The following is a 1,357-nucleotide window of genomic DNA, read 5'->3' as shown; positions in this document are numbered from 1 at the left end:
CTTCGCTCTTGCGAACGAGGAAGGGAAATTCGCAAAAACACCGGATGGATACATGTGGCACCACGTCGACGACTTCAATCCGCAGACTGGAAGGGGCACTTTCGAGCTGGTAGATAAAGACGCGCACAATGCTACGCGACCTCATGCGGGCTCGGTTGCGCAGTACGTAAGGCAGCACGGAGCACCGTACAAGCGTTGATAAGGAAACAGGCAATGGTCGTTTTTGAAGAGACTGCTCCTGCGCTTTCTGAGCTGGATATCAAGCGCGTGGAGGACCGGTTGGGTGTTCGACTGCCGCAGGATCTCAAGGCGCACTATCTTCTTCACAACGGTGGGAGACCGCGTCCTCAATTTTTTGTAAAGGATGGAGAAGCGTATGATGTGGACTGCTTCTATTCCATGAACACTGGAGCGAGGGGATCAAGCTTCGAGCGCACCTACGTCATGATGGTGGATCAAACACCCGAGTTTCCTCGGGGATACATACCGTTCGCGGACGATTCTGCGGGCGATATGTTCCTCTATAGCGTGAGGCCAGAGTCTTTCGGGAATATCATGTTCAATTCACATGAAGATTATGAGGACCCTGATCGATATGTTGTGTTTCTCGCCCCAACACTGAAGGAATTTATCAATTCTCTCACTGAACTCCCTGAAGGTTTGTAGTGGCCGCGGAGCCGTGCGTATGAAAGCACGGGGACCGACCGCTTGCTGAGGCAACCCACCGGCGCCGCCACAGCCGCCTCCCGAGCCGAAACTACTGGCCCTTCAGGCGCGGGCACAGGTCGACGCCGCGCTCGCAGCGCATCAGGTGCAGCTCCAGCAACAAAAAGCGCAGAACGACGCGATCCATCTCCAGGTCAAGACGCAAGGAGAGATCGAGCTCGCCAAGATCAAGGCCGCCCTCGACGCCAAGATGACGCTGCTGGAGACGCATCTGAAAGCGGCGATCGATGTCGGGAAATTGCAGCGTTCGTATCCGCCGGGCGCACGCAAGGCGAGGGACGGTCACCATTATCTGCCGGACTCGAGCCGTCCCGGCAAATATCTGCTGGTCGTTCATCATGGCTGATTATTCTCTGGTGCCGGTCGAGCATCAGCCGGACTTCGAGAATGCATCTCTCGTTCCGGTCGACCACGATCCCTTCAACGTGGAGGGCGCAGCGCAGCAGGCGCAAAGCCCGCAAGCGCAGTCCCAGCAAGCGCAGACTCAACAGCCTGCGATGGGAGCAAGCCGATCCAGCGCACCGACACATGGAGTTGCAACAACAGACTCGACCGCATCTGCTCTTACGGCAGGGGCCGGTGACTTCTTCAGGTCCATCCCTCGCGGGGTCGTTTCTGGCTTCAATGGCGC

Annotated in this window: 4 protein-coding genes; all 4 read left to right on the top strand. The window is 57.2% G+C overall.

Annotated elements, in window-relative coordinates:
- On the top strand, nucleotides 1-199 hold a 199-nt coding region (locus tag BMW89_RS37115; protein ID WP_177196598.1), incomplete at its 5' end, for an HNH endonuclease.
- Between the two features lie 14 nt (nucleotides 200-213).
- Nucleotides 214-666, top strand: coding sequence for an SMI1/KNR4 family protein (locus BMW89_RS37110; protein WP_092035275.1), 453 nt, complete (start codon nucleotides 214-216; stop codon nucleotides 664-666).
- Between the two features lie 145 nt (nucleotides 667-811).
- Nucleotides 812-1,072 carry a hypothetical protein gene (locus BMW89_RS38265; protein ID WP_177196597.1) on the top strand — a complete coding sequence of 87 codons (261 nt, stop codon included), beginning with the start codon at nucleotides 812-814 and terminating at the stop codon, nucleotides 1,070-1,072.
- Nucleotides 1,065-1,357 (top strand): hypothetical protein (locus BMW89_RS38295; protein WP_210187594.1); only part of this gene is annotated, 293 nt, incomplete at its 3' end. The genes BMW89_RS38265 and BMW89_RS38295, both read left to right, overlap by 8 nt.

It is taken from the genome of Bradyrhizobium sp. OK095, from assembly GCF_900109945.1.
In the GTDB taxonomy this organism is placed as follows: Bacteria; Pseudomonadota; Alphaproteobacteria; order Rhizobiales; family Xanthobacteraceae; genus Bradyrhizobium.
Note: the sequence above shows the minus strand (reverse complement) of the source record. Positions and strands in the feature narration are given on the sequence as shown.